23 protein-coding genes and 4 pseudogenes are annotated in these 24,388 nt (G+C 39.7%); 14 read left to right on the forward strand and 13 right to left on the reverse strand.

Features of this window, described 5'->3' with window-relative positions; all coding sequences use genetic code 11:
* Positions 1-9: 9 nt before the first annotated feature.
* The 4 genes and pseudogenes from secD to ACZ1G6_RS11085 form a co-directional block, all read right to left on the reverse strand.
* Positions 10-1,856: pseudogene (secD, locus tag ACZ1G6_RS11070) on the reverse strand (protein translocase subunit SecD).
* 77 nt (positions 1,857-1,933) lie between these two features.
* On the reverse strand, positions 1,934-2,272 hold the full coding sequence (yajC, locus tag ACZ1G6_RS11075; RefSeq protein WP_472616351.1) for a preprotein translocase subunit YajC: 339 nt from the start codon (positions 2,270-2,272) through the stop codon (positions 1,934-1,936).
* A gap of 36 nt (positions 2,273-2,308) precedes the next feature.
* Positions 2,309-3,423 (reverse strand): annotated as a pseudogene (gene tgt, locus ACZ1G6_RS11080) (tRNA guanosine(34) transglycosylase Tgt).
* 176 nt (positions 3,424-3,599) lie between these two features.
* Positions 3,600-4,628: a catalase family peroxidase gene (locus tag ACZ1G6_RS11085; RefSeq protein WP_472616352.1), complete on the reverse strand. Its 1,029-nt coding sequence runs from the start codon at positions 4,626-4,628 to the stop codon at positions 3,600-3,602.
* 245 nt (positions 4,629-4,873) lie between these two features.
* On the opposite strand from ACZ1G6_RS11085, the pseudogene ACZ1G6_RS11090 reads away from it, so the two are divergent.
* From ACZ1G6_RS11090 to ACZ1G6_RS11115, 6 genes and pseudogenes are all read left to right on the forward strand, one after another.
* Positions 4,874-6,554 (forward strand): annotated as a pseudogene (locus ACZ1G6_RS11090) (dipeptidyl-peptidase 3 family protein).
* A gap of 191 nt (positions 6,555-6,745) precedes the next feature.
* A complete protein-coding gene (locus ACZ1G6_RS11095) occupies positions 6,746-7,078 on the forward strand; it encodes a hypothetical protein (protein WP_472616353.1) in 333 nt (110 codons plus the stop codon).
* 291 nt (positions 7,079-7,369) lie between these two features.
* Positions 7,370-7,636 (forward strand): hypothetical protein, encoded by a 267-nt coding sequence (locus tag ACZ1G6_RS11100; protein WP_472616354.1) that lies wholly within the window; start codon positions 7,370-7,372, stop codon positions 7,634-7,636.
* Complete coding sequence (locus ACZ1G6_RS11105) at positions 7,636-7,983, forward strand: hypothetical protein (protein WP_472616355.1); 348 nt, start codon at positions 7,636-7,638, stop codon at positions 7,981-7,983. The genes ACZ1G6_RS11100 and ACZ1G6_RS11105 overlap by 1 nt, the downstream gene beginning before the upstream one ends.
* A gap of 8 nt (positions 7,984-7,991) precedes the next feature.
* Entirely contained in the window at positions 7,992-8,603 is a 612-nt protein-coding gene (locus ACZ1G6_RS11110) for a hypothetical protein (protein WP_472616356.1), read from the forward strand.
* A gap of 97 nt (positions 8,604-8,700) precedes the next feature.
* Complete coding sequence (locus tag ACZ1G6_RS11115) at positions 8,701-9,117, forward strand: CBS domain-containing protein (protein WP_472616357.1); 417 nt, start codon at positions 8,701-8,703, stop codon at positions 9,115-9,117.
* A gap of 8 nt (positions 9,118-9,125) precedes the next feature.
* Here the strand turns inward: ACZ1G6_RS11115 and queA are convergent, their stop codons facing one another.
* Positions 9,126-10,157 carry a tRNA preQ1(34) S-adenosylmethionine ribosyltransferase-isomerase QueA gene (gene queA / locus ACZ1G6_RS11120; RefSeq protein ID WP_472616358.1) on the reverse strand — a complete coding sequence of 344 codons (1,032 nt, stop codon included), beginning with the start codon at positions 10,155-10,157 and terminating at the stop codon, positions 9,126-9,128.
* A gap of 398 nt (positions 10,158-10,555) precedes the next feature.
* Between queA and ACZ1G6_RS11125 the strand changes: the two genes are divergently transcribed.
* From ACZ1G6_RS11125 to ACZ1G6_RS11135, 3 genes are all read left to right on the forward strand, one after another.
* Positions 10,556-11,581, forward strand: coding sequence for a potassium channel family protein (locus tag ACZ1G6_RS11125; protein ID WP_472616359.1), 1,026 nt, complete (start codon positions 10,556-10,558; stop codon positions 11,579-11,581).
* A 104-nt stretch (positions 11,582-11,685) separates the two neighbouring features.
* Positions 11,686-12,825 (forward strand): PilT/PilU family type 4a pilus ATPase, encoded by a 1,140-nt coding sequence (locus ACZ1G6_RS11130; RefSeq protein ID WP_472616360.1) that lies wholly within the window; start codon positions 11,686-11,688, stop codon positions 12,823-12,825.
* A gap of 97 nt (positions 12,826-12,922) precedes the next feature.
* The gene (locus ACZ1G6_RS11135; RefSeq protein ID WP_472616361.1) at positions 12,923-13,636 is read left to right on the forward strand and encodes a VC0807 family protein; all 714 of its coding nucleotides are present in this window, start codon (positions 12,923-12,925) and stop codon (positions 13,634-13,636) included.
* Positions 13,637-13,650: 14 nt separating this feature from the next.
* On the opposite strand, the gene ACZ1G6_RS11140 is transcribed toward ACZ1G6_RS11135, so the two are convergent.
* The 7 genes from ACZ1G6_RS11140 to ACZ1G6_RS11170 form a co-directional block, all read right to left on the reverse strand.
* Positions 13,651-14,829, reverse strand: coding sequence for a glutathionylspermidine synthase family protein (locus tag ACZ1G6_RS11140; protein WP_472616362.1), 1,179 nt, complete (start codon positions 14,827-14,829; stop codon positions 13,651-13,653).
* Positions 14,830-15,441, reverse strand: coding sequence for a DUF1190 domain-containing protein (locus ACZ1G6_RS11145; RefSeq protein WP_472616363.1), 612 nt, complete (start codon positions 15,439-15,441; stop codon positions 14,830-14,832). It abuts the gene before it with no gap.
* 11 nt (positions 15,442-15,452) lie between these two features.
* Complete coding sequence (locus ACZ1G6_RS11150; RefSeq protein ID WP_472616364.1) at positions 15,453-15,866, reverse strand: DUF350 domain-containing protein; 414 nt, start codon at positions 15,864-15,866, stop codon at positions 15,453-15,455.
* 39 nt (positions 15,867-15,905) lie between these two features.
* Positions 15,906-16,280, reverse strand: coding sequence for a DUF2491 family protein (locus tag ACZ1G6_RS11155; RefSeq protein ID WP_472618977.1), 375 nt, complete (start codon positions 16,278-16,280; stop codon positions 15,906-15,908).
* Between the two features lie 22 nt (positions 16,281-16,302).
* The gene (locus ACZ1G6_RS11160; protein ID WP_472616365.1) at positions 16,303-16,551 is read right to left on the reverse strand and encodes a DUF2491 family protein; all 249 of its coding nucleotides are present in this window, start codon (positions 16,549-16,551) and stop codon (positions 16,303-16,305) included.
* A gap of 77 nt (positions 16,552-16,628) precedes the next feature.
* The gene (locus tag ACZ1G6_RS11165; RefSeq protein ID WP_472616366.1) at positions 16,629-17,306 is read right to left on the reverse strand and encodes a PspA/IM30 family protein; all 678 of its coding nucleotides are present in this window, start codon (positions 17,304-17,306) and stop codon (positions 16,629-16,631) included.
* A 13-nt stretch (positions 17,307-17,319) separates the two neighbouring features.
* Entirely contained in the window at positions 17,320-17,709 is a 390-nt protein-coding gene (locus ACZ1G6_RS11170) for a DUF2170 family protein (protein ID WP_472616367.1), read from the reverse strand.
* Positions 17,710-17,924: 215 nt separating this feature from the next.
* On the opposite strand from ACZ1G6_RS11170, the gene ACZ1G6_RS11175 reads away from it, so the two are divergent.
* From ACZ1G6_RS11175 to ACZ1G6_RS11195, 5 genes and pseudogenes are all read left to right on the forward strand, one after another.
* A complete protein-coding gene (locus tag ACZ1G6_RS11175; RefSeq protein ID WP_472616368.1) occupies positions 17,925-18,206 on the forward strand; it encodes a DUF6471 domain-containing protein in 282 nt (93 codons plus the stop codon).
* Between the two features lie 91 nt (positions 18,207-18,297).
* Positions 18,298-18,978 (forward strand): ABC transporter ATP-binding protein, encoded by a 681-nt coding sequence (locus ACZ1G6_RS11180; RefSeq protein WP_472616369.1) that lies wholly within the window; start codon positions 18,298-18,300, stop codon positions 18,976-18,978.
* Complete coding sequence (locus tag ACZ1G6_RS11185; RefSeq protein ID WP_472616370.1) at positions 18,975-21,575, forward strand: FtsX-like permease family protein; 2,601 nt, start codon at positions 18,975-18,977, stop codon at positions 21,573-21,575. The genes ACZ1G6_RS11180 and ACZ1G6_RS11185 overlap by 4 nt, the downstream gene beginning before the upstream one ends.
* Positions 21,576-21,796: 221 nt before the next feature.
* Positions 21,797-22,369, forward strand: a pseudogene (locus tag ACZ1G6_RS11190) (lipocalin-like domain-containing protein); the annotation flags it as partial.
* Positions 22,343-22,759 carry a lipocalin family protein gene (locus ACZ1G6_RS11195; protein WP_472618978.1) on the forward strand — a complete coding sequence of 139 codons (417 nt, stop codon included), beginning with the start codon at positions 22,343-22,345 and terminating at the stop codon, positions 22,757-22,759. The pseudogene ACZ1G6_RS11190 and the gene ACZ1G6_RS11195, both read left to right, overlap by 27 nt.
* An 11-nt stretch (positions 22,760-22,770) precedes the next feature.
* Here the strand turns inward: ACZ1G6_RS11195 and ACZ1G6_RS11200 are convergent, their stop codons facing one another.
* Positions 22,771-24,171, reverse strand: a complete 1,401-nt coding sequence (locus tag ACZ1G6_RS11200) for an alkaline phosphatase (protein WP_472616371.1) — start codon at positions 24,169-24,171, stop codon at positions 22,771-22,773.
* Positions 24,172-24,388 lie beyond the last annotated feature (217 nt).

A 24,388-nucleotide genomic window follows, 5' to 3' on the forward strand; every position in this document is an offset into this window, starting at 1 on the left:
ATTGAGCTCCTAGATTGGTAATGATTTGATGCGTTTTCCGCCCCAAATCGCGTTAACCAATACTCTCGTAAAGATGATAGCGGTAAACATAGAAGTCACAATCCCTATCATCAAGGTAATTGAGAAGCCTTTTATTGGCCCTGTACCCACAGCAAACAATATCAAACCTGCAATAAATGTAGTGATGTTAGCATCCAAAATGGTTGAGAATGCGTTGTCATAGCCGAAATGAATAGCTTGTTGAGGACTTCTTCCATCCCTTAACTCTTCTCTAATACGTTCAAATATGAGTACATTTGCATCTACTGCCATACCAACAGTCAATACAATGCCCGCCATACTAGGAAGGGTCAAAGTAGCCCCAAGGCACCATGGAAATAATCCCGATTATCATCACAACGTTGAAAATCAAGGCGATATTTGCCACCACACCAAATCCTCGATAATAAACAAGCATGAAAATAAGCACGCCTGCTAGACCAAACATAATAGCTTGATATCCAAGCTTAATATTTTCCTTTCCTAAACTTGGACCAACCGTTCTTTCTTCAACAATTTGTATTGGCGCAATAAGTGCTCCTGCTCTTAATAGTAAGCTTAAATCACGGGCTTCTTTTGCACTGTCAATACCTGTAATTCTGAAAGAATTACCAAGCCTTGCTTGAATTGTTGCAACGTTAATGACTTCTTCTTTTTTCTCAAATATCAACTTACCTTCAGCATCACGCTCGTCGGTTGCTTTAAATTCAATGAAAATGGTTGCCATTGGCTTGCCAATGTTATCTTTTGTTGAATTTGACATTTTGCTACCGCCATCAGCATCAAGCGATATGTTAACTTGCGGAAAACCATTTTCATCAATGCTATTGTTGGCATCAATAATGTGGTTACCTGTTAGCATGATGTTTTTCTGAAGCAAAACAGGACGGCCGTCTCTATCGTATATAAGCTCAGAACGCGCAGGAACTCTTCCATTTACCGCATCTCTAACATCATTGGTTTGGTCCACTAGCCTAAATTCTAGGGTAGCGGTAGCATTAAGAATTTCTTTTGCTTTTGCCGTATCTTGAATACTAAGGCAATTGAACAACTATTCGATCTTGTCCTTGTTTTTGTACCAAAGGCTCGGCAACCCCAAGTTGATTTACCCGGTTTCGAATAATGACAATATTTTGCTTAACTGCGTTATCTCTTACTTCAGTCAACTTAAGATCCGTAAACACGCCACGCAATGTGAGGCTATCTCGTTCACTAAATAACATTTCACCAAAATTATTGCGCAAATAAAATTGTGCCTTTTCAAGAACATCAGGATCTCTGAATTTTATTTCTAGTTCTTCACCTACCTGCCGAACACTGCGATAACGAATGTCTTGCTCTCTTAACTGAGTCTGAAGCGATGTGATCATGTCTTCAAAGGCTTTTTCAAGCGCTTTGTTCATATCAACTTCCATTAGAAAGTGGACACCACCTCGTAAATCAAGCCCTAACTTCATTGGCTCAGCATTTAGCGATTGAAGCCACTGCGGCGTATCTGGTGCCAGATTCATCGCAACAAAATAATCTTCGCCTAATTCAGCATCTAATAATTCTCTGGCAATCAGTTGAGTATCATCATCATTCACACGCACTAAAATGCGTTCGTCTTTATAATCAATACGCTTAAATGAAATACCTGCATTGTTGAGGCTTGCTTCAATTCTAGGCACGAGTGATTCGGTGACTGTCGTATTGCGTCCAGATGATATTTGGACGGCATGGTCTTCGCCGTAAATATTAGGTAGTGCGTATAATGCACACATACCCAATATCATTAGGACCAAGAAATATTTCCATATTGGATTTTGGTTTAACACAATTGTATCCTACTTAGCCATTATGCTTTGGCACTCTTTGAGATTGAAAAGAACGCCACAAAATAGGCTTATTTTGATTAAATAGACTTCATAGTACCTTTTGGCAAGACCGCACTTACCGCTGATTTCTGCACAACAATAGAGTTAGTTTCATTGAGCATGACTTCAATAAAATCTTTGTCTTCAGATACTTTTGTAATTTTACCAACAATACCACCTTGCGTAAGTACCTCATCTCCCTTGCCTAATGACGACACAAGATTTTTATGTTCTTTAACGCGCTTGGCTTGTGGACGGTACAATAAAAAATAAAAGATAAGACCAAAGACGGCCAACATGATCAATGGTTCAAAACCAAATCCAGGTGCAGCGGCACCTGCTTCTTGTGCATGTGCATTTGAAATGAATAAGCTCATTATGTATTTCCTTTTTAACTATTTTTGTAAGTATTATTATAACTCTGGGACAGGTAGTCCCTTATTTTCGTAAAATTCTGTAACAAAACCGTCAAGGTCATTGTTTGCAATCGCATCTCTTAGCCCTTCCATCACAATTTGATAATACCGTAAGTTGTGAATAGTGTTTAGCCGAGCGCCAAGGATTTCATTGCACTTGTCCAAATGATGTAAGTATGACCGAGAATAATTTTTACAAGTGTAACAATCACAATTTTTGTCAAGTGCAGAGGTATCTGTTTTATGTTTCGCGTTGCGAATTTTAATCACACCTTCAGTGACAAATAGATGACCATTACGAGCATTTCGTGTCGGCATGACACAATCGAACATATCAATACCCCGTCGAACAGACTCTACAATATCTTCGGGTTTACCTACCCCCATAAGATAACGTGGTTTATTCGCAGGTATCTTTGGCGCAGTGTGTTTGACTATGCGCATCATGTCTGGCTTTGGTTCACCAACAGACAAACCGCCAATGGCGTAACCGTCAAACCCGATATTTTCAAGACCTTCAAGCGAAACATCTCGAAGGTCTTCATACATACCGCCTTGCACAATTCCAAATAAGGCCGAGGGATTATCACCATGCTCGTCTTTACTTCTTTTAGCCCATCTTAGCGACAATTCCATAGAGCGTTTTGCTTCTTCGACGGTAGCTGGATATGGCGTACATTCATCAAATATCATGACAATATCTGACCCTAGGTCACGCTGAACCTGCATAGATTTTTCGGGTGTAAGTAGGATTTTCTCACCATTGATGGGAGAACGAAAAGTAACGCCCTGTTCACTAATTTTACTCATTGCACCTAGCGAAAATACTTGGAAACCCCCAGAGTCAGTCAATATAGGTTTATCCCAATGCATAAAATCATGCAAATCACCATGTTGCTTAATAATATCGGTGCCATAGGTCTAAGCATTAGATGAAACGTATTTCCCAAACAAATATGGGCATTTGTTTGGGCAAGTTCTTCTGGCGTCATGCCTTTGACAGTGCCATACGTGCCCACCGGCATAAATGCAGGAGTCTCTATCACTCCGCGCTCAAATTCAATCTGTCCGCGCCTTGCAAGGCCATCGGTATTAAGTAAAGTAAACTTCATTGCTTCTACTGGCTATTAAGTGAACCGCTCGGTTATCACGGTTTAAAAATTTGCCGCGGATTATAGCAAACTTATGGGCGAAAATAAGCTTAAATAAAAAGAGAATGCGCACAACGCTACATTCTCTTTTTTATTCATACCAAAGTGTCACGCTTAAGTGACTTTTACGCAGTGATTTATTGGTTAGTCATCCTTTTACCAAATGAGATACCGTATGCCGGAGAGCGCATTTTCAGCACTGGATCTGCGCTTGAGCTGAACCCCTTGGATAACAGGTTAGGGTCAAAATTTACAGTCGTACATGCATCACCGCCTACTTCATTGACTGTAATCGTTCCTAGCGTATACGTTTGGCGATCATCGGGCCAATTGACCGACGGATCAAGCTCAGTGTCTTCGTCTTGTCCAATTGTCGCAATCAAGGAAAAAGACACTTTTGAGTCTTCACTGGCGACTTGTTGCATTAATTTGTCTTCTAAAAAATCGCTTGGTAGCGCAGCGGCTTGTTCAGGACTTAATCCCTTGGCACCTAAATCAGGCGTTAGATGCCAGCGAAACTTCACTTTTGCCGAGTCTGTAGCAGGCTGATAGAAAAAAGTATGTAAACCAAAATAAGGCGTGTTGGCAAATGACGATGGTGCAGGGGTCGTTCGGGACCACATAGCATTAGCTTGAGTTGATGGATGCGAAGCGATGTAGGCACCTAACTTCGCCATATCAATATTGCCATCTTCCCCTGGTAAAAAATTTTGTAACAAGCCAAAGAAAATATCAGGATTTTTCGCTGCAAAAAATGGAGATGAATTGCCTGCCAGTGTATGTTTGCTGCCATCGGCTAGAGTAAATTGCATCGCTGAGCCCCTTACGCCAGGAACACGTTCATCAGCATTGGGATTTCCACCTCCCAAGGAATATCTCATGTTAAGCGGTAATTCTCCATTGCTAAGTAATGCCGAATCACTAAATGGGTTAGCTTGTTCTGTGGGTGTGAATGTTCCGGTCGCACATACCCCTTTAGCGTGTGCTTTTCGAAAACCAGGATGAGCACCACTTAGTTTTTCAAACAAATTGATGAAATCAGCCGCACTTACATTTGTAGGTGCTTTATCTTGCTCAAGCGCAGTGTTGAAAGAAAAACTAGAAGCGGATATGAGCGCTAAAGTAACGCTTAAAGGGATTAATGCAAGGGTCTGTTTTTTTATCATTTTTCAAGGCCTTTTGAATGTCAAAAATATGCGCTACAACACACGTAACACACTTTACTGTTAGTATGTTATATCAAAGTTTTACTGCTCGTAATGACACAAATTGATATAGTGATCTATACCATTCATTTATACAGCTTAGTTTACTGCACTCAAATATGTGTTAAAACTTTCGCCAAACTGACGTAAAGTGTATAAAAATAAACCGCACTCACAAATAAACAAAAATTAAACATGGATCTCTTATGAAACGTCTTACCCCAATTTTTTCCTTAATTTGTTGTTCTTTTTTAATTGCCGCTTGCTCAGAAGCGCCTAAAGAGCAAGAAATACCTGAGGTGTCAGCAAGTGATGTGACGCCACAAACTCAGGAGTTAATCGATGAAGCCCGCCTAGATATTTATTTTCCAGTGACGCTTGAAGCTGATTTAAGTAGCTACTCTGATAATCAACGCCAGATGTTGGCGAAACTAATTGATGCATCAAAAATCATGGATGACCTTTTTTGGAAACAGAGTTTTGATGGCGACAAAGAATTATTCTTATCGTCAATCGAAGACCCTAAACTTCGCAGCTTTGCCGACATAAATTACGGCCCGTGGGATAGATTAAATAGTGACAAACCATTTGTTATAGATACCGAAGAAAAACCTTTAGGTGCCATGTTTTACCCCGCTGATATGACTAAAGAAGAGTTTGAGGCTACCGAATTTAAAGACAAAGACGGTCTATATTCCTTGGTAAAAAGGAATCCACTAGGGAAACTATATACCACCCCATACAATGAAGTGTTTAAAGAAGAACTAGATTATGCTGCTGATCTACTAAGAGGTGCATCAAAATTAGCTGAAAATCCTGAGTTTGCCAACTATCTTAGAATGCGAGCTACAGCTTTAGTCACCAATGAATATCAAGCATCTGACTTCGCATGGATGGATATGAAAACCAATCCAATTGATATTGTGATTGGTCCAATTGAAACGTATGAAGATCAACTTTATGGATATAGGACCGCGTTTGAATCTTATGTGTTGCTAAAAGACACTCAGTGGAGCGAGCGACTCGCCAAATACGCGGCCTTTTTACCCGAACTACAAACGGGATTGCCTGTCCCTGAACAATACAAAGCACAAATGCCTTGGCACAGAGGCAGACTTAAACGCATATGATGTGATTTACTACGCCGGGCATTCAAATGCTGGAAGCAAAACTATTGCTATCAATTTACCTAACGACGAGCAAGTTCAACTCGAAAAAGGAACCCGTCGTCTGCAGCTTAAAAATGCAATGCAAGCTAAGTTTGATCATATCCTTGTCCCTATATCTGAGCAGCTTATTGCGCCAGAGCAACGCGAACATATTACGTTTAATGCTTTTTTCGGCAACACGATGTTTCATGAAGTCGCACATGGCCTAGGCATAAAAAATGTGCTGAATTCTGATTTAACAGTTCGTGCAGCCTTAAAAGAACATGCATCTGCTTTAGAAGAAGGCAAGGCCGATATATTAGGCCTGTATATGGTTCAGCAACTGCTTGAAAAAGGAGAAATTACTGAGGGTAGTTTAGAAGACTACTATGTTACGTTTATGGCTGGAATTTTCAGGTCAGTTCGTTTTGGCGCATCAAGCGCACACGGTAAAGCAAATATGATTCGCTTCAATTACTTTGAGCAAAAAGGCGCTTTTACAAGAGATGACGCTGGGTTATACAAAGTTGACATGCTCAAGATGGAACAAGCGATTGACTCGCTATCAGCTAAAATTCTCACCCTGCAAGGAGATGGTGATTATGTTGGTGTAGATGCTTTAGTTAATCAATACGGTTTAATCAAACCCACTTTACAAGCAGAACTTGATAAACTTTCAGATGCGCAGATTCCAGTCGATATCACGTTTATCCAAGGTAAAGAAGTGCTAGGTTTGTAAATATCACGTTTAAAGAAAAGCCAAGTATTAACTCAAGCCGTTGCGGATAAGTGGATCTAAAATTTGGCATTTATGACGAGGTACGCTAGAAAACTGTATATAAATACATGTTCTTCGTACCTTTCATGACAAAAAAATCTTTTCAACAACAGAACACACCCCGAATCCCCTCAGAAAATAACGGAGTGCAGGTGAATTTTTGTCGAACACCAACGTGCGAGAACTTTGGTGTATTGAATAGAGACGATGAAGAATCTGTATTTCAACACAAAAAAGATAATGAAGCAAAACCTGTTAAGCGCAGCCAGAAGCTCTATGCACTAAGCGGGACAGATAAGGATGTGGTTGCAATCAAATGCAAGACCTGCCAAAAACTCAAAGTCGTAGAGCCAAGGCGTCAGGTCTACCATCAAATAAAGAGTAATGAAGCTGCTTACGAGGAATTCCAACGTATAAGCCATTACTTAGTGGATCTGAGCAAAACATGCCCAAATGAACAATGTCCATCTAATACTAATTATTAACTGATTAACATTAAGAAAAGAGGCAAGACTAAATCTGGGTCACAACGTTTCTTTTGTAACTGTTGCTCAACATCATGGACGTCTGAACGTAAGTCGAGAGAGCACTCTAGACCTGAAATAAATAAGATCTTATTCAAGCTTTTGATTTCGCGTGTCCCATTGCGGAGAATATGTTTTATTCTCGATTTGTCTATGCAAACGCTTTATCGGCGGATACGCTTCATTCATTCACAATGTACTAGATTTATAGCTGATAGGGAAAGAAGACTCGAAAATAAACAATTCAACTGCATGTACCTGTGCACAGACAGGCAAATACAAATATCAAATTGGACTGATAGAAAAACAAAAAAGAATTCTGAGTTTTATGGCACGGGTACTGCTGATTTGTCTAGTGGTTACGTACTAGCTTTTAATTTTAATTATGATCCTTCAATGGACCCCGGCGAAACTGAAGCCCATGCCACAATGATAGGTGATTCGAGACTAAAAAAGCATCAGAGAAGATATGCTAGGGTCTGGCTCCAACATGAATTTGAACAGACAAACAAATCATAGTGATAACTGACATCTACGATTTAGATATTGATCACCAATCTAACCTATACAGAAAAGGTGGACTACACGCTATAGATCGTTTTTTTCTTCAGCTAAGACGCAAAATAAGTATCTTCGAGAGACCATATCACTCAGGATCTAATGCAAAGCGGGTCTGGTACGGTTATACCCCATACAACCCCGAGCTATATCAACTGCTTGGCGATATATTCAGAGTCTTCTATAACTATTGTCAGGAAAGTGAGCAGGACAACAAGACTCCGGCTGTTAGACTAGGACTTGCTCGTGGTACTGTTACAATTGAGCAAATAATTTATTTGGGCAGATACAACAATAAAGACGATTAAAGGATGAAATGAAAAAGAAAACTATCTGGCTTTTGCTGTTATTGTCAATTATTACAATCGGAACGGTCCTTACATACTTTATAGGCCATAGGATTGAGTTTAAGTACTACCCATTAGTTTTTTATGTGGTCGGGTGCGGTGGGTTGACGGTTTGGCTAGAGAAGCACTTCAAAGCCCGTCAATCTCAATTGGTAGAAAAAAGGTTATTTTGGCCGCTTACATTTCTAATCTGCTTCATGCCAGTCTTTTTCATTGCCAGTGAACTTAACTATCAAAGAAACGAGTCACTTATGGAGAGCGGTGCTTTTAAAATAGAAGCTCTGGTCACTGACATTTACCAAACCAAAGGTAGAAGCACTCATACTTGGTATTACGAATATGTATACATGGTTGATGGTATGGAGTATCTAGACCGAGATATGCTTGAATACAACCCTGTTTCAATAGGTGATGCAGTGGCTATTTACGTTGCGGATGACGACCACAGCGTCAATAGAGTCGCTAAGTTTTGGGAAAAAGAAGCCGCTAGTAAAAGCGACTTCTTTGGATCCACTTATGCGCACCATCTTGGTATTAACTTGGCTTTTTTTATGTCTTTCATATTTCTTCCACGCGACTAATGTCCTAGGCAAATAAGTGTTGTTTTTATAGTGGTTTTGCCGAATATCTACTACCCTACTAGGTGACCCAAACTAAAAAGGTCATTTAGGAGAATAAATGAAATCGTTAAAAGTAGGCGACTATATGAATCGCCGTCCAGTCAAATTGAGTCAAGATATGCCTGTTGCTGAAGCTGTTGAAAGCTTATTGCTTAGCAAACAATCCGGCGGTCCTGTTGTTGACAAGAATAGCATTGTGATTGGATTTTTATCTGAGATAGACTGTTTAGAGCATATGATCACATCAAGTTATTACAGGCAACAAGTTTGCTACGTCAGGGAAATAATGAAGACCGAAGTAATCACTGTCAAAGATTATGATTCGGTCCTAGAAGTAGCTCAATTAATGCTTAAAGAAAAACCTAAAATTTACCCCGTTGTTGATGACGAAGGAAGCCTATTAGGTTCTATTAGCAGAGCAGAAGTACTTAATGCAATTGATGTTCAGTTGCGTGACGGCTACCAAGAACAGTAACAACGATATTATTGACCAGTAATAAACATGGCATCCCCATAACTAAAAAATCGATATCGTTGTTCAATCGCTTCTTGATACGCCGACATTATGTTTTCATTACCTGCAAAAGCGCTTATGAGCATCATTAGCGTTGACTGTGGTAAATGGAAGTTAGTGATCATGCAATCAACTACTTTAAATTCAAAGCCAGGATAAATAAAAATACTCGTGTCTGATAGAAATGTATCAATGATGTCTGTCGAATTTTGAGCGGCGGACTCAAGCGAACGAACCGATGTTGTGCCCACGGCAACCACTTTCTTATTATTTCTCTTTGTCTGTTTGACAAGTTCCACGACCTGAGGACTCACTTCTGCATATTCTGCATGCATCTGATGGTCTTCAATGTTTTCAACCCTTACTGGTTGAAACGTACCCGCCCCAACATGCAAAGTGACAAATGCAGTGTTGACACCTTTATTCGCAATTTCTTGCAGTATCTGCTCATCAAAATGCAAGCCTGCAGTTGGAGCCGCAACCGCGCCGGGTTTTTCATTATAAACCGTCTGATATCGCTCTTTGTCACTATCTTCGTCAGGCCTGTCAATATAAGGTGGCAAAGGCATATGGCCATGACGTTCTAACAAGTCAAACACATTTTCTTCGCCATTAAAACTGATATGAAAAAGCGCCTCTTGGCGTCCTAAAACCTCAGCAATCAAGCCTCCTTCTAATTCGATCTTTGCACCGGCCTTAGGTGATTTGCTCGACTTCATGTGGGCTAAAGCTGTGTTATCACTAAGTACACGCTCAAGCAGTATTTCAACTTTACCGCCTGTTTCTTTTTGTCCAAACAACCTAGCAGGGATGACACGAGTATTATTAAATACAAGAAGATCGCCCTCTTCTAATAAATCCAACACATCGGTAAAGTGCCCATGTTTAACTTTACCACTGCGTCCATCTAACTGTAACATTCTAGACGCGGTTCGTTGTTTTGCTGGATACTTAGCAATAAGGGATTCAGGTAGATCAAAATCAAAATCTGTAATTTTCATTTAAAGGGTTCTTCGCTCTTTTATTGGGTTGTTTTGCATGTGTCGTATGTAGTTATTAGTTTGACTCATTTGGGATCATTTTACTCGCGTATTGACAACAATACCTGTGACTAAGTCTCTATACCCCGAGTCTAAAATTATTAGCTTAAACTACAAACACTTCAAAACACCTCCCTAGTGTTTTTATTTTACCCGGCGCCTTGCCGGGTTTGTTTTTTCTGAAATCAGATCAAGCAACGAAATATACTTCGGCCTTGTAGTTTACACTATTTTAGTGGGTAAACGGCCATCAAGCCTACTAAATTTAGCTTGTATTTATCATCGATTTTTCCCACACTACATGCATAGTGATTAACCTTGTAGAAAATATGCAAATCTGGACAAAGTGTCGAAAAATAATGCTACGTTATTTTTCTAACATGAGATGGTATTTAATCGTAGCCATGATGCTGTTTTATGCATTTTCAAGCTATGGTTTATTGTGGCTTGCGGATGAAACAGCGCTATTAGGCATTAATGATTTTATCTATTGGTTAGTTGTAACTGGCTCAACGGTTGGTTATGGCGATATGTCGCCAAGTACTGATATGGGTAAAATACTGGTCGCGGTTTATATTATTCCGATGGGTTTATCAATATTTGCGCTAGTACTAGGCAGAATAGCAAGCTGGGTAAGTTTACAGTGGCAAAAAGGAGCAAAAGGGTTGAATTCTCTCAATGTAAGTAAGCATGTTTTGGTGATTGGTTGGAACGGTAAAAGAACCGAACAATTAATCAAATTATTGTTGATAGAAAAAGCTGATTCTCTTGAAAAACCAGAGATTGTTTTGTGCGTGAGGGCCGAGGTTGAAAACCCATTTCCTTCAGATATTGAGTTTGTCAAAGTATCTTCATTTAACAAAGATGAAGATATGGATAAGGCTTGCGCGGCAGATGCGGCAACTATTATCATCGATAATCCAGAAGATGATTTAACAATGACAACCGCTCTTTACTGCTCTCAAAAGAACAAATCTGCGCATAAGGTGGCCTACTTTGACGATGAAAGTCTCGTTAGCTTATTGCAACAACACTGCCCCGAAATAGAATGCACGCCAAGCGTTGCTGTTGAAATGCTGGCAAAATCAGCTTTTGATCCAGGTTCTAGTTTGTTGCATCATGATTTGTTAGATGTTTATGAGGGTCAGGCGCAGTTCTCCTCATTAGTGCCCGATAGTGTCAATCAAATCAATACCAAAGATTTATTTTATGCCTTAAAAGAAAAACACGATGCAATCTTTATTGGCTTGGCTAGTAACCATGACATTCACAAAATCGTTGTTAATCCATCGTTTTCAGAGAATTTACGCGCAGGTGACAAAATATTTTATATTTCCGATAAAAGAATTCATGGCATTGATTGGCAATCGCTTGACAAGGCGTAGTGCCTACACGACATTTTACGAAGCAATTTGATCACAAAAAGCAGTATACTAATCATCAAATTGACCGATACAACATTATATGCCCAAAGCAGTGAGTAGCGAAGATGATATCATTAGACAACTATATACATACGATGGAAGACCTAGGTGCATCGGACCTATTTATTTCAGTTGGGCTACCTGTCAGTGCAAAGATCAATGGTGAACTCGAGCCAATTGATGACCAACGTCTTACCTATGACGACTCTTTATCCTTAGTACATCAAGCTATGGATGATGAACAAATGATACAATTTAAAAAAGATAAAGAATGTAACTTTGCGATTAGTAAAAAAGGTGTTGGCAGGTTTAGGTGTAATGCATTTTGGCAAAGAGAGCTACCTGGTATGGTAATAAGACGCATCAGCGTTGATATACCTAGCTCAGAAAGCTTAGGCCTACCCCCAGTATTAAACGATGTCATCATGTCCAAAAAGGGTCTTATTCTTCTAGTCGGCGGAACAGGTACTGGTAAATCAACATCGCTTGCCAGTCTACTGAATCACCGAAATAAAAACTCTTACGGACATATACTTACGATAGAAGACCCAATTGAATTTTTACATCGTCATGATAATTGCATTATTACTCAACGAGAAGTGGGTATTGATACGCTTTCTTTTGATCACGCATTAAAAACTTCATTAAGACAAGCGCCTGATGTCATACTTATTGGTGAAATAAGAAGCATGAAAACCATGGAATATGCTTTAGCGTTTGCCGATACTGGGCACCTATGTGTCGCAACACTGCATGCGAATAATGCTAACCAAGCCATAGAAAGAATCATGCACTTGGCGCCTAGAGAATTGCACAACAAACTTCGCTTTGACCTTAGCCAAAATATGCGAGCAATTGTCGCGCAACAACTGGTGCCTGTTGCAAATGGAACAGGACGTGTCGCAGCCATTGAAATTTTGCTCAACTCTCCCTACATTTCCGATTTGATCATGCGCAATCAAATTGGTGAATTAAAAGAAGCAATGGCAAAAGGCAAAGAAGCAGGTATGCAAACCTTCGATATGGCCTTATATGATTTGTATGCAAGCGGTAAAATTAGTGAAGAACAAGCTCTCTATCATGCTGACTCACAAAACGATTTGCGCTTGATGATCAAAATGAAAAAGAATGCTGCAACTGCCAATCCCGACGAACACTTAGGTTCACTTTCGGGCGTCTCTGTTGATTTTGATGAAGACTTTTAAGCTAATTGTAATTTATCGTTATAAAATATTATTACATTAAGTGTATGGTGTTAGAATATTCACCAAAGAAGGAAGTCAAACATAGTTAAGGAAACAAGTGTCTCAAAATAATTCAACGAGTAATCCAAACCAAAGACAACAGTCTGGTTTTTTTGGGAACCTGATTTTTAATATTGTTATTCCCGTGTTGATTCTGACAAATGCGTCTTCAGATGAATATTTAGGTCCCGCTTGGGCGGTGGTGGTTGCACTTGCGTTTCCACTGTCTTATGGCTTGCTCGAACTTATCAAAACTAAAAAGATAAACTTATTCTCAGTACTAGGCATTGTGAGTGTTTTGCTAACAGGAGGAATAAGTCTTCTAAAGCTACCAGCTCATTATATGGCGATCAAAGAGGCAGCGATCCCTGCAGCAATAGGTTTGGCAGTGCTGATTACGCAATTTACCGGCAATCCATTAGTCAAAGCCCTCATACTTAACGATGCATTGATTGATTGGGATAAACTTAATCAAACCTTAGCCAAGAACAATGCTACTGAGTTATTTAATAGCAAAGTCGCTGTCAGCTCATATATCGTAACGGCATCATTTGCACTGTCGTCATGCCTAAATTATGCCCTTGCAAAGTACATACTCGTATCTGAACCCGGAACAACAGCTTACACCGAAGAATTAGGTAGAATGACCGCGTTAAGTTACCCAGTTATCGTGATCCCTAGCACAATATTGTTAATTACAGCGCTCGTTTACCTTTTTAAGCAGATCACGAAAGTTACTGGTGAGTCGTTTGAAGAATTCATAAGGCAATAAAAACGTTTATTGTGCTATGCAATGATATGAGGCAGATACCGACTCATATCTTGTGTAATCGCGCTACTATCCTCTCTAACAGAGATGCCAGCAGACAAATCATCTACTAGCCAACTTCCAATTAAAGTGTGATTGTTTTCAAATTGAGGAAGTGCATGTCTTTGTTGATATATAAACCCCTCTTCACCATAAGGACCATATGAGTCTACTTGGTCTTCTAGTGGATTGCCTTTACTATCGGTAAAACTAATGTTAGCGCCTTCTCTTGAAAATATTGGCTTTTTAACTAACACCATATCATCAGGCACTAGATGCAATTCGTCTTCAAAAAATGCGGGTAACAAATTAGGGTGTTCAGGATAAAGCTTCCACAGCATGGGCAACAAAGCTTTATTGGAAATAATCGCTTTCCAAGGCGGCTCAACCCAACGTATATTTTGTTTACCTAGTAAAGCACCATATTCATCTTCAAACATGAATTCCCATGGATATAGTTTAAACATCCACGTAATAACGTGGTTGTCTAGGTCGGTAAATTGGTCATCTTTATCAACCCCGATATCTTCAATATATACAAACTTTGTATTAATTCCTGCTGCCTTTGCACAATCTTCTAAATATTGTACAGTCCCTCTATCTTCAGGTGTACCTTTACAACAAGCAAAATGGAGGTCGCGACTTGGCGTAAGGGCATGCAATTCCTTGAAACGATTAACTAACTTTTCTTGAAGAGAATTAAATTGGTCGCTGTGTCTTGGTAAAACTTGTTGATCAACTTGGTTTTCTAGCCAAAGCCATTGCCAAAAACCAGTCTCGTAAATAGATGTTGGCGTATCAGCGTTATTTTCATATAGCTTTGCGGGATGCTCACCATTATATGCAAAGTCTAAACGACTATATAACGAAGGGTCGCCTTGCTCCCAGCTTTTTCGCAGTAAGGGCCAAAACTGTTCAGCAATAGCAAATTTTCGTAATAACTCATCATCGGCTAGTACAGCGTCGACTACCCCAAGGCAAATCTGATGAATCTCTTGGGTCGGCTTCTCTAAATCATGTTCGATTTGGTTCAACGAAAATCGATAGTAGGCGCTTTCGTCCCAATAAGCTTCGCCATACATAGTATGAAACTTAAAACCGAACTCTTGTGCCATCAAGCGCCAGTTATCGCGCTCTTGGCACTTGATTCGTAACATCTAGCCGCCCCAACCTCTTGAGCTACCTTTTGAACTACCCCAATTACTTTTTGCAGATGCAGTAGATCCAAAACCGCCACGAGAAATTGTGCGAGTTACGGCCTTTTTAGGCTTTAATGCGTCTCTTGATACTCTATATGAACTTTGCCCGGGTGAGCCTACCACAAAACCATCACTGGTCATGATTTTGTTGCGGTAACTACCACTACCTCTGTATAGATAAGTAGGATACGAATGCCCAAAATAACGGCGTTTTTCTAATGAATCACCGACTTCATCGATAATTTCCGAAACTATATAGCCAGCCATAAAGGGAACAAAGAAATTCCCTCGCTGTTCACATGTACCAAACTCGCTCTCACAATCTTGCAAGTAGCTGTAACGAGGAGCGGTAGCCTGCGCATCTGCGACTGCTTTAGTATAAGCTGCCGAACATTGTTCTTCGCTAAGCTGTGTTGATGAAGTGCAGTCCTCAATGGAGGTAACAAACTTTACTTGTTCTTCGCTGCTTCCTGAGCAACCAGCCAATACAGCAAGAGAAATAGGCGCAAGTACAAATACTCGCCCCTTTTTACGCAGCAGACTTAGATCTAAAATAGATGAACGTTTCATTTTTAGCTCTCCTAGTAAGTCATACACGCCGCATTAATCAGGCCAACAGCGACATTTGTGGCACCTAAGACAATCCCAGCACTAACTTCATTGTCTTCAATTCGTTGTGTGATTTTGGGCATAAAAACAAAGCGCACAATTGAAAATGCAAGCACTTGAGCCAACAAGGCAATCGCTCCCCATATAGCGAAATCAATTAAACCACCAGAATTACTAACTGCGCCAGCTAAGGCTGTTGAAAATCCAATAATGGCTCCACCGAAACCGATTGCAGCTGCAGTATTTTTTTCCTCTTTGATTAATTTCCATTCAGCATGAGGCGTTGCTAAACCATATACGCCTTTAAAAACCACCAAAAAAACGATCGCAATCCCAAAATACATTGCAAAATGAGCAACACCCGTAAGTAAATCGTAGTTTTCCATGTTATTCCTCTTTAAATATTATTATTGTGAATATTAACCCTAGCCGTTGACCCTTATTTGAGTGGGAGAGAGTTTTACGCCAGTACTGATCACCAAGCTTTGTTCAAGTTGGTTTTGTTCATTTAGCGATTCTTCTGCTGACAAGTATAGCTGTTCAAATGAGCCATCGCTAAGTTCTCTTTCAAAAAGCATCACAAATTGATCAGTTTTACTCACCTCATTGCTATCATCAAATGTCTCTTCTTGCATGGCAACAGGGGGATGATAATCATCAGCACTAGTCCATACACGTTTGTATTCATAGCCTTCCAGTGTGTAAGTAGGCATCCCTATTTTTGTCGTTAATAACTCTTCCCATTGAGATTTATTAACATGCAAGGTATCAAAATAATGAAAAAGAGTTACATCGACAATGTTTTCTTCCGCGCTTCCACCTTCACAAACTACCTGTAACTAAGGCTTCATCATCAGTATAAAAACGTAATAGATTTGTTGAGCCCAAGTCAACTTGACCTGCAGCTTGAATGAGCTGAGTGTCAGCCACATCATGGATTAATAGTTCTTTTAGAATAAGTTGGAACGCGAGTTTGTCTAGGTCAAAACTAGAACCTACGCACAAGCCCATTATTTCAGGCTTTTGCAGGATAATCTGTTGGGATGGTTTCTTTTTAAATATATTAAACATTCATGTCTTCCTAAAAGTTGATGCGTTGGAAAATCAACGCATCAACATTACAGGTTTGCAGAACAAGTGACTAGCAGTTATTTTTTACCCGCAAGTATCTTAGCAAGCATATCCTCACTGGAGCCGGAGCCGCCGCCGGCAGAGCGAAGTTTTGCGTCCAAGTCGTTGCCAGTCTCCAACTCTGCTAGTTCAGAAGCAGCTTCAATAGCAGCATCTTTTTCAGCTTGCTTTTGTTTAATACGCTCAAGGCTATCTAAGGCTGTTTTCACTTTGCTATTACCACCATCAAAATGCGTTGAAGCGGCAACTTGGGCCTTTTGAACCGCTTGCGTGGCTTTAACTTGGTCAACTTGTTGCTCAAGCATACGAAGATTATTTTTAGCAGTAGCTAAATTCGACTTCAGGGTATTTTCATTTTTGATGTAGCTATCAAGGATACTTTGTTCGCTGACTTTTAGTGAATCGAGCTCACCGACTCGTTGTGCACATTCTAGCGCTAGTTCTCGATTGGTTTCAGCATGCTGCGCGGCGCTTTCACTATATTTATCGATATCAGCTTGCAAAGATTGGACTTTGTTTTGTGATAGCTTTCTCTTAGCAGCAATTGCATGAAGGCTTTGTCCACATTGCTGAATTTCTTGCTTTGCTTCTCTGATTTGTTGATCAAGAATCGTTAAAGCTTGCGAATCAGCTGCATCTTCAAGTGACTTGTTTGTGTGGCCTTTTAACGCCGTCCATAATCTACCTAAACTCATAATTTATCTCCAATTAACTCAAGTGTTCTGTGTACAACTCTAAAAACTCAGGGACATTAGCAAACAATGCCTCTACCTCTTCAACTATTACTTCGTCTTTACTGTCAGTTGATAACGCACCGAAAGCGACGTAGTACTCTTCATCACCGATTTGAGATACTGCTAATGTAGAAAGTGGCACTAATCGATGAGTGCGCAAAATTTCTGCATCTAAAGCAGCGATATCTTTTACAGCGGATACAGGAAACAACACTGTTTCAACAACAATTTGCTGGTCTCCTACTACCAAAAACGCATCAACGCCTTCGTCGTTGGAGATACTGATACAATCTCCCTCCAACTCTGCAGTGAAATTAATTTGCTCATTCATCATTGCAAGGATTTGTTCACGCTTTGTAGTCATGTTTATCTCCATTAAAAAGCGGTTTACTTTTGGTTTGTATTACACACATAGTATTACACAATCGTTAAATTGCAACATATTTATTGCAAATTATAAAAATAAATTGCATTTAGCCTTTATTTGTTACATTTGTATTGAATAAATTGCTGTTACATGTCTATACTACACTTACTAGCTTCAGTTTTCTGATCAAGCGACTAGATAAGAGGTTTTAGATGCCAACAAGCAATCATACACAGGTTAACATAAGCGTAGAGAACAAGAAGTCAATTTTGCCTTATGCAAAAGCATCTAGTTTAAAAATAAAAATGCTTATGTTAGAGCACGAAATCACCTACGATGAACTTGTTAAACGCTTAGAAAAACAGTCTGTTATATTAAGCGCAAGTAATTTACGCAATAAGGTCTCAGGAAACGCATTATCGGCCGGTTTGTTTTTCTTACTTATTGACATTATTACTGGTCAAGCAAGCGCTACGCTAAAAGTGAAAGAATAAAGCGAATAGCAAAGCGATATAATGAGCTGAAATTAAGCTGCGAAAGTATTAAATAACAACGATAAAACATCATCTTTATTAAGCTTTCTATATGATCAAGGTTACTGGTCTTCACAAGACTTACACAGAAGCCAAGCAAACCAAAAGTATTTTGAATGACTTGGAATTTCATTTAGCCAAAGGTGAAAGTGCATCCATACAAGGCGCATCAGGATGTGGGAAATCGACCTTACTTCATGTTTTAGCAACACTTGATAATCCCGATAGCGGCGAAATATTATTTACCGACAATAATAATATGCAATATGCACTGCATGATTTGTCGGAGTACCAAGCGAATCAATATCGTAAGACCCATTTAGGTTTAGTGTTTCAAAAATATAATCTTATCGACTGTATTAATGTTTTTGACAACATAGTGCTTCCGGCCCGCTTACAAAATGATATTGCACTCGACAAACGTTATATCGACAGTTTAATGGACACTTTAGAAATAAAACACCATCATAAAAAGTTGCCTCATCAGCTCTCTGGTGGCGAGCAACAGCGAGTAGCAATCGCCAGAGCACTTGCACATAGACCGTCCATAGTATTAGCAGATGAACCCACCGGCAACCTTGACCTTAAGACTTCAAAATTTGTGGCCAAAATGCTATTTGATGTCTGTAAAAAACATGATGCAGGTCTCATCATCGTAACGCACAGCCCTTCAGTGGCAGAACTTGCTGATAAACAATATCAACTTTACGACGGTAAACTTGATCTCTTATGAGATATACACTTACATCGATAAATAGACACTTTTTATTTGCTAGCGTTTTACTATCAAGCTACCGACATCAGCTGTTTAATTTATCAATGTTGGTTTTCGCGCTTATCGTCGCAAGTGCTGGCTTATCTGCTGTATTAATTATTAATCAAAGCGCAAAACAAAGTTACACCAGCAAGCAACAATTTTTAGTAGACAATATCTCATACACAATCAAGCCTGCTGCAGCAGCCGACACGATTACACTAAGTGATTATGCGATGTTAAGACGCGCTGGATTTACGCAAAGCATTGCAGTGAGCCAAACTCGGGTTAATATTTATAGCTGTGATAAACGCATTAGCACACGTCGCATTCAAGTTACAGGCCTTGATTCATTGGCATTGCTATCGTCACAACAAAACACTAAGCGCGCAACTAATAACTCTTCTCAATCAAGCTTAGCAATTGAATCCCTTGCATTTAGCACAGCTGAAAATGCAAATATATTTGCACACCCTCAACTACTGCAGCAATTGTTTGATGAGTCTCAAGATACCTGCGCTAAGATTGCGCAAGCACCTACTTATCAGCTCAAGACCAAAGAGGGTACATTTCGCGTTATCCCAACTATTGCCCCCATCGAAGCAGCTTCTCTTGGCAACGATATGGTGATGGATATTGCCCAGTTTTATACCCTATTTCCTGATGCAAACATCACCACTATATTTCTTATTGGTGAGATATCTAATCAAATGCTTCAACAACTTGAACAAATACTACCAAAGCATCTGACATTAAGCCGAATATCTCAAGATGACAATGACCTTACTAGTAGCTTTCATTTAAACTTGTTGGCTATGGCCTTACTAATGTTCACCGTTTGCCTGTTTATCGTACTAAATGCATGTAATCTTCTTATCAATCAACGCATGACATGGCTAAAAGTATGTCGACAATTAGGGATTTCCCGACGCCAAATTGTGTTAACTCAACTTGTGGAGCTGACTCTTCTTGCCGCTTTTGCATCACTTATCGGGGTATTTTTAGGCTTAAGGCTTGCATTACTGGCATCTCCTAGCATTCAAGCCACACTTGAAGGCCTATATCAAGTACAAGTAGGCTTTGGTAAAACCAATATTATCAGCCTATACATCAAGGTTTATTTAATTTGTATTATAGGGGTACTTTTAGCAAGTGCTCACCCAATACGGCAATTGAATAAATCGCTTGCCAGTAGAACACTCAATATACAATCTAGCACTACCTATCGCTTATCATTACTCTATTTTTCACTGGCCATATTACTATGCGCCTGCGTACTAATTATCTTTGCCTATAGTAATTTATTAGGATGGACACTTATTGCTACTGGTTTACTTATTCTATCAGGCTGTTGTGTCTTATTGGCCTTGTTTCCAAGTGTATTACAAATAATTTCGCGGCTTGTGCCATCCCGTTTTAGCCTATTGAAAGTCAGTGTTTTAAAATCTTTAGCGCTTTCCCACAAGACAAAAATAGCCTGTTGCGCGTTTTTCATCGCCGTCACTAGTAATATTGGTATGAACCTCATGGTCGATAGCTTTAGAAATGCAACGCAAACTTGGCTCGAGCAGCGCTTGGTCGCTGATTATTACCTGTTTTATGAAAACGACACGGACTTTGAGGTCTTGCTGGACACCAATAATATCGACATGAGCGTCGTGCCTAGGTTTGAAATCGAAAGTCGATATCAAGTTGATACTGAATTGTTAAAAACACCTTCGCGCAAACTGCAGGTATATAGCTTCCCCAGCACCAAAGAATATCAAGCATCTATGTACTTTCACCAGCAGGACGAGACTATATCGGAGCAAGCGTTATGGGACATCTATGCATCTGGTAAGGGTATTTTTATCAATCAGCAAATGGCTATCGCCCACCAAATTTCAATTGCGGATATGTTAGCCCTTCCTTTTATTGGGGAAAACAAATCTTATCGTGTTCTAGGCATATATTATGATTATGGCAATCCTTTTACTCAGGTTTTACTCCCGCTTGTTGCATTTGAGCAAAGTCAGACTAGTAGCAAAACCAACATATATGCCTTTAGCAATACAAGTGACAACAAAATAGCCAAATTTAAAGATGCGATGAATAAGCTAGGAGCCCCTATTGGGCAAAACCTGATAAGCACCCAAGACTTACTAGCACTTTCAATCAATAGTTTTGATCGAACGTTTGTTATTACAGACGGCCTTAATATTGTCACCTTGTTAGTGGCTGCAATATCACTTGCATGTGCTTTGCTGGTTTTGATGAATGATGCTCGGCCCCACAACATGCTGCTACGAAGCTTAGGGATAAGTAATATAAAAGTGCATCTGCTTAGCTTGTTCCAATATTTGCTCTTGTGTTTAGTTGCACTTATCGTGGCTACTCCTTTTGGTGCATTGCTCAGTTGGGTACTTATTTACGAAATAAACTATCAAGCATTCAATTGGACATACCCATTACAGATAGACTGGTTTAAAATTTTGACAAGCTACCTAACTAGCTTATTTGTCGTATTAGTGGTTATCTCTATTCCCATCATTAGGCAAAGTCGAAAACCTTTAATCGACGATATCAGGCATTTATAATGAAAAGCTTTTGTACATTCAGTGAGGTGGTCTTAACAGCTTTAGTGATGAAGATCATGGTTTCGTTTTTTATCATATTTACACCCTATACCGGTCTCGCCGGACAGCAGCTTAGCGATGCAAATGGTATGATTGATCCAAGCTTTATTGCACGCTCTGGCGAGCAAGCTTCACCAAACTATGAGCTAGCCTTTCCTCGCGATTATTATGCGCATCCTAATATGGATATAGAATGGTGGTATTTAACCAGTATAGTCAGATCTACAACGGGCCAACGTTTTGGAATTCAATGGACACTTTTTCGCTTTCGCAGTCCTAATACAGCTAATGAAATGCTTAATCCCTAGCAAAGCGGACAAGTCTATATGGGGCATGCTTCTATTCACTCTGACAAGAGCCACTGGTTCAGTGAGCGTTTTGCTCGAGAAAAAATAGGGAATGCAAGAGTACCTACTGTTGATGATAATTTAGCATCACCACAACAAGCATTTGCTATGTTTATTGATGATTGGACATGGACATCTGATACTCCCTCATTACTGCCCGCAAATTTGAGCTTTACCGCAGCATCGGTGAACCAAACGGACCAAACACCTACTAATATCGCTTTGGCTTCACTTAATTTACAAAGCCCAAAACCACCGGTATTACATGGCGAGCAAGGATACAGCATTAAATCGCCTCAAGCCCAACACTCATCTCATTATTATAGTCAACCATTTATATCTGTTGAAGGTAAGCTCACCTTAAATAACGAAGTGATACCCGTGCAAGGCAAAGCATGGTTTGATCATGAATGGACATCACAGTTATTAGACGAGCAAACACAAGGGTGGGATTGGTTTTCAATTCACTTTGATAATGGCAGTAAGTTGATGGCCTTTGTCATGCGATTGACCGGTCAAGATGATTTTATGACGGGTACTTTGATTGACAAAAATGGCAATACTACAGTACTTCATGCAGATGATATTAATTTGCGCGCCACGCAAAGCGCTTCAATATCAAAACGCACAGTACCAATCCAATGGCGTATTACCATCGCTGACCATGGTATTGACATAAGCACAAAGGCAGTAAAAGCCGATCAATTTAACCCTGCAAGATTTTCTTATTATGAAGGCATGATTGATGTTGAAGGTTCCCACACTGGCGAAGGTTTTATGGAGCTAACAGGATATTAGCTCCAATAGACTTAATGTGCTTGCTCTATCAAAGTAAATAAATGTTTCGCAATATCCGTATTGTTCAGGTTTCCATGAAACATTTCTGAGCCTGGACCAAATGCATAAACATTTACGTCTACACCGGTGTGACCAGAGGTTGTCCACCCAGTGTTGGTCCTTTTATCAATAATGGATTTCAAAACTGCTTGAATTGGTCTTGATTCCATTTGATCATTGATGGTATTCACTAAGTCAATTTCGTCAGAAGTTAACGCGAAGCCAAACTGCTGTGATACAAACGCGCCCTTGTCTGGCTGGTCATTAATAAGTCTTGCCATTTCAGGAATTGACGATGAAAAATTTTTGATAAACTCAGGACTCCAACGGTATTCCATTTCACTTGCAACAGTTAATCCGCCAGTACTATGGTCAGCAGTAATGACGACAAGTGTTTCAGGATGATTTTGCTGATAGGCCTTTAAGTATTCGATTGTTTTAGCTAAATCATGCATTTCAGCCATTGCATTTGCAATATCGTTGGCATGGCCAGCCCAATCTACCATGCTTGCCTCCACTAGCAGGAAATAACCAGTTTCATTTTCTAAATAAGGCACTATCGCTTTGGTCAAGGTCGCTAAGCGTGTTGGGTCGCTATCATCTAAAGCCCATGGAAGATTATTATCACCAAAAAGGCCTAGCACAGGCGTGTCAGAATTGATGCTATCAAGTTGTTCATATGTGTCTATATATTGATAGCCTTGTGCTACAAATTCTTCAACAAGATTGCGATCTTCTCGGATAAAATAGCCCCAGCCAGCACCTAGCATGATATCGGCAAGATGTTTTCCATCAATTCTATCGTCGAAATAACTATCTGCTATTTGTGTGTAATTACGCCTAGCTTCATTTGCGACCATATATGCAGCAGGTGTTGCATGCACAATATGGGATGTTACCGCTAAACCTGTCTTTAGGCCTAGCTTGCGTGCTCGGTGTAAAATAGTTTCGACAGCCTGTTTGTTCACATCCATACCAATTGCGCCGTTGTATGTCTTGACGCCAGCTGATAAGGCAGTTGCACTTGCCGCTGAGTCAGTAATAAAACCAGACTGTTGATGTGGATAAGTTCTAGCAGTACCTACTAAGATTGAATCAAAAGGACTTAACTCATGCTCTGGTGTTGCAGGATCATCCATAAAGTTTCTATAGGCGGTAACATAAGACGGTCCCATGCCATCTGCAACCACCATAATAATGTTTTTAGGCGCAGCAGGTGATTGTTGCTCAAAGGTGTCTTCAACTTCGACATTTCGTTGAGGTCTGTCATTAACATCCACAATAATACAAGCACTTAAGCCAAACAGTATTGTTGAAATTAACAATAAAACACGAAATACAGAAAAATAATCACGTAATTTTTTAGTCGCCATAAATATCCTAAATAGTACTGCTTTGTATGCTCAATAAACACGATTAGCTAAATAATAGACAGTGCATCATGTCAGCATGACACAAATGTGACACCGATGGTTTAAATTATAGCTGTTTACGCAAAATATTGCTCAGCTTAGCTAAATAAAAAATGACACACAGGTTTCTGATTTACCTAGCTTTAGTGTTTAACCATTTACATACCTGATAGAAACA

Source organism: Glaciecola sp. HA4-3 (assembly GCF_055693685.1).

What these genes read in the sequence shown, in the direction of transcription:
- yajC (WP_472616351.1), bottom strand. Translation starts at nt 2,272, where the DNA reads ATGAGCTTATTCATTTCAAATGCACATGCACAAGAAGCAGGTGCCGCT.
- ACZ1G6_RS11085 (WP_472616352.1), bottom strand. Translation starts at nt 4,628, where the DNA reads ATGATAAAAAAACAGACCCTTGCATTAATCCCTTTAAGCGTTACTTTA.
- ACZ1G6_RS11100 (WP_472616354.1), top strand. Translation starts at nt 7,370, where the DNA reads ATGTACCTGTGCACAGACAGGCAAATACAAATATCAAATTGGACTGAT.
- ACZ1G6_RS11110 (WP_472616356.1), top strand. Translation starts at nt 7,992, where the DNA reads ATGAAAAAGAAAACTATCTGGCTTTTGCTGTTATTGTCAATTATTACA.
- ACZ1G6_RS11115 (WP_472616357.1), top strand. Translation starts at nt 8,701, where the DNA reads ATGAAATCGTTAAAAGTAGGCGACTATATGAATCGCCGTCCAGTCAAA.
- queA (WP_472616358.1), bottom strand. Translation starts at nt 10,157, where the DNA reads ATGAAAATTACAGATTTTGATTTTGATCTACCTGAATCCCTTATTGCT.
- ACZ1G6_RS11125 (WP_472616359.1), top strand. Translation starts at nt 10,556, where the DNA reads ATGCTACGTTATTTTTCTAACATGAGATGGTATTTAATCGTAGCCATG.
- ACZ1G6_RS11130 (WP_472616360.1), top strand. Translation starts at nt 11,686, where the DNA reads ATGATATCATTAGACAACTATATACATACGATGGAAGACCTAGGTGCA.
- ACZ1G6_RS11140 (WP_472616362.1), bottom strand. Translation starts at nt 14,829, where the DNA reads ATGTTACGAATCAAGTGCCAAGAGCGCGATAACTGGCGCTTGATGGCA.
- ACZ1G6_RS11145 (WP_472616363.1), bottom strand. Translation starts at nt 15,441, where the DNA reads ATGAAACGTTCATCTATTTTAGATCTAAGTCTGCTGCGTAAAAAGGGG.
- ACZ1G6_RS11150 (WP_472616364.1), bottom strand. Translation starts at nt 15,866, where the DNA reads ATGGAAAACTACGATTTACTTACGGGTGTTGCTCATTTTGCAATGTAT.
- ACZ1G6_RS11160 (WP_472616365.1), bottom strand. Translation starts at nt 16,551, where the DNA reads ATGTTTAATATATTTAAAAAGAAACCATCCCAACAGATTATCCTGCAA.
- ACZ1G6_RS11165 (WP_472616366.1), bottom strand. Translation starts at nt 17,306, where the DNA reads ATGAGTTTAGGTAGATTATGGACGGCGTTAAAAGGCCACACAAACAAG.
- ACZ1G6_RS11170 (WP_472616367.1), bottom strand. Translation starts at nt 17,709, where the DNA reads ATGACTACAAAGCGTGAACAAATCCTTGCAATGATGAATGAGCAAATT.
- ACZ1G6_RS11175 (WP_472616368.1), top strand. Translation starts at nt 17,925, where the DNA reads ATGCCAACAAGCAATCATACACAGGTTAACATAAGCGTAGAGAACAAG.
- ACZ1G6_RS11180 (WP_472616369.1), top strand. Translation starts at nt 18,298, where the DNA reads ATGATCAAGGTTACTGGTCTTCACAAGACTTACACAGAAGCCAAGCAA.
- ACZ1G6_RS11185 (WP_472616370.1), top strand. Translation starts at nt 18,975, where the DNA reads ATGAGATATACACTTACATCGATAAATAGACACTTTTTATTTGCTAGC.
- ACZ1G6_RS11200 (WP_472616371.1), bottom strand. Translation starts at nt 24,171, where the DNA reads ATGGCGACTAAAAAATTACGTGATTATTTTTCTGTATTTCGTGTTTTA.